The following is a 2,670-nucleotide window of genomic DNA, read 5'->3' as shown; positions in this document are numbered from 1 at the left end:
AAGCCGGGCTGATTTCTCAGCCCCCTCCAGCGTCGAGGACGGCACATCATGACGAGCAACAAGACACGGACTGCACTTGTGTTGGCGACGGTACTGATCGGGTTGAGCGGCTGTGCCGGGGGCGGCGGAACGCAGGCGTCGGCGCCCGCCACGACCGCCGGGACCTCGCCCAGCATGTCGATGGAACCGTCTGCCCCGGCCGGCTCCACCGCTTCGGGGCCGGGAAGCGGGGCGGCAAACGCCGCCGCCGCCGCAATCACGATCAGCAACTTCGCCTACGAGATACCGGGTGCGGTGGCTCCCGGCGCGGAGGTGAAGGTGATCAACATGGACACCGCAGAGCACACGGTAACCGCAGACCAGAATGCGACCCTCTTTGATGTCGAGGTCAAGGAAAACGGCGGGACGGCCACATTCAAGGCACCTTCCGAACCGGGGACCTACGCCTTTCACTGCAACTACCACCCCAACATGCACGGCTCATTGACGGTCAAATGAGCGCGACGCCGCCGGCCGGCGCGCGTCCTTGACGATCTCGAACGAGAAAGGTGCCGTGGCGTGGCTTTCGGGACCTCCGCACCGTCGCTTGACCCATCCGCCGTCGATGGCCTGGGCTCGGCGCTCCGGGGCCGGCTGTTCCGGCCCGGAGACGCCGGCTACGACGAAGCCCGGAAGGTCTTCAATGCGATGATTGACCGCCGGCCGGACGTCATTGTCCGCCCTGCCGACGCCGAGGATATTCGCCGTGCCGTGACCTTCGCCCGGGAAAATGATCTCCCTGTCTCCATCAAGGGCGGCGGCCACAACGTGGCAGGGAACGCCGTCGGCGCCCATGGGCTCATGCTGGATTGCTCCGGCATGAAGAACGTTCAGGTCGACGCCGAACGGCGCGTCGCCGTGGCCGGAGCGGGTGCGCTCCTGGCCGACCTTGACGTCGCCACCCAGGCGCACGGCCTGGCCACGCCGCTCGGAGTCGTGTCGGTTACCGGCATCGCCGGTTTGACCCTCGGAGGTGGCATCGGCTGGCTCAACGGCAAACACGGGCTCGCTTGCGACAACGTGCTGGCCGCCGACATCGTGACTTCGGATGGCAGGCTGCTGACGGCGAGCCCCGACCAACACACCGACCTCTATTGGGCCATCCGCGGAGGCGGCGGCAACTTCGGTGTTGTCACGTCTTTCACCTATCGTTTGCATCCGGTCGGACAGGTTCTTGCCGGAGCGCTCTCATTCCCGGCCGAACGGACAAGGGAGGTCCTGGGCTTTTATCCCGGATTCGCCGCTTCGTGCCCCGACGAACTCTCGATGTCGGCCAGTCTGGGGTGTGACGCCTCAGGACGCCCTGTCTTCGGCGTCGGCGTCTGCTGGAGCGGCGGGCATGATGAGGCGGAGCTGGCGCTCCGGCCCCTGCGCGACCTCGGCCCAGATGTGGACGCGGTGGTGCCCACCGACTTTGGCGTTTGGCAAAGCGCCCACGACGGCGGCTTTCCGTCGGGCCGGCACCACTATTGGAAATCGAGCTTTTTGACTGACCTCACCGCCGACGCCATCGATGTCCTGCTCCAGTTTGCGGCCGAGATGCCTTCAACGGCGAGCGGCATCGGAATGCAACAACTGCACGGTGTGGCCGCTCGGGTTCCCCCTGCGGCCACGGCATTTCCCCATCGCCGGTCACAGAGCGAACTCCTCATCCTGGCCCAGTGGTCCAATCCGGCAGAAACGGAGCGACACGTCGGCTGGGCCCGCGCCTTCTTCGAAGCGATGCAGCCCTTTGCTGCTAGCGGGGTGTACGTCAACGATCTTGGCCAGGAAGGGGAGGAGCGGGTGAGGGCAGCCTACGGCGCCAACTACGACCGGCTGGCCGCCGTCAAAGCCGCATACGACCCCATCAACCTCTTCCGATCAAATCAGAACGTGCGTCCGACCGCATAGGAAATGATGATGATCCGACGTGTGCTCCCGGCACTGCCTGCCACGATCAGGCATAGCTGGCTGTAACCCTCCTGGCTTCGCCGTCGAGTTGGATTCGACCGCCGTAGGGGAGGATCCACTGCGGTCGGGTGTGTCCGAAGGGGACCCCGATGCACACGACGGCGTCCGGGTTGTATCGCGCGATTTCGGTGCTGACCACATCGCGCTGTGCGGCGCGGAGCCGAGCCCGTTCGGCGGCAGGCGGAACCTGCCCGTGGCTGCTGACTGGAGGCCTGGCGACCATCACGCCGTCGACCGCCCCCAGGACACCACGCTCACCGAGCGCTCGAACCCATCGCTTGACCCAATCGGCGGGAACCAGCAGTTCGCTGGATTCGAGGATCAGGATTGTGCCCCGGAGCGCGTCGACGGAGGGCAGCCTGTCGGCGATGGCGAGCTGGTCGAGGACTTCGATGCAGCCACCCCAGGTGTAACCGGAGACCGTGCGCTCGGGACCTGTCCACGTCCAGGGTTCGGTGGGTTCGCGGTCGCCGTAGTCGACGAGTGCCCGCGGCTCGAGCCAATCCGGCCCGAAGTCCTCCGACTCCCCGGGATCGGTGATCTCGAGCTCGCCTCCAGTGAGCAGCGCGGCCCGCAGGGAAGCGAGGTGGACGTCGTCAGCACCCGGTCCGGCGCCGAGGTGGACCTGGGTCGAACCGCCATAATATCCGCGTATCCCGAGTGACCACAGCCAGTTCA

The 2,670-nt window shown here is 66.3% G+C and carries 3 protein-coding genes; 2 read left to right on the top strand and 1 reads right to left on the bottom strand.

Going from position 1 to position 2,670, the window contains the following annotated elements; all coding sequences use genetic code 11:
• The first annotated feature begins 48 nt into the window (after positions 1-48).
• Positions 49-498, top strand: coding sequence for a cupredoxin domain-containing protein (locus LQV45_RS24820; protein ID WP_230009278.1), 450 nt, complete (start codon positions 49-51; stop codon positions 496-498).
• Between the two features lie 60 nt (positions 499-558).
• Positions 559-1,932 carry an FAD-binding oxidoreductase gene (locus LQV45_RS24815; RefSeq protein ID WP_230009276.1) on the top strand — a complete coding sequence of 458 codons (1,374 nt, stop codon included), beginning with the start codon at positions 559-561 and terminating at the stop codon, positions 1,930-1,932.
• A gap of 46 nt (positions 1,933-1,978) precedes the next feature.
• On the opposite strand, the gene LQV45_RS24810 is transcribed toward LQV45_RS24815, so the two are convergent.
• On the bottom strand, positions 1,979-2,670 hold a 692-nt coding region (locus tag LQV45_RS24810), incomplete at its 5' end, for an LD-carboxypeptidase (RefSeq protein WP_230009274.1).

The organism is Microbacterium sp. Bi128, assembly GCF_918698205.1.
This window is presented reverse-complemented; position numbering and strand designations above follow the sequence as displayed.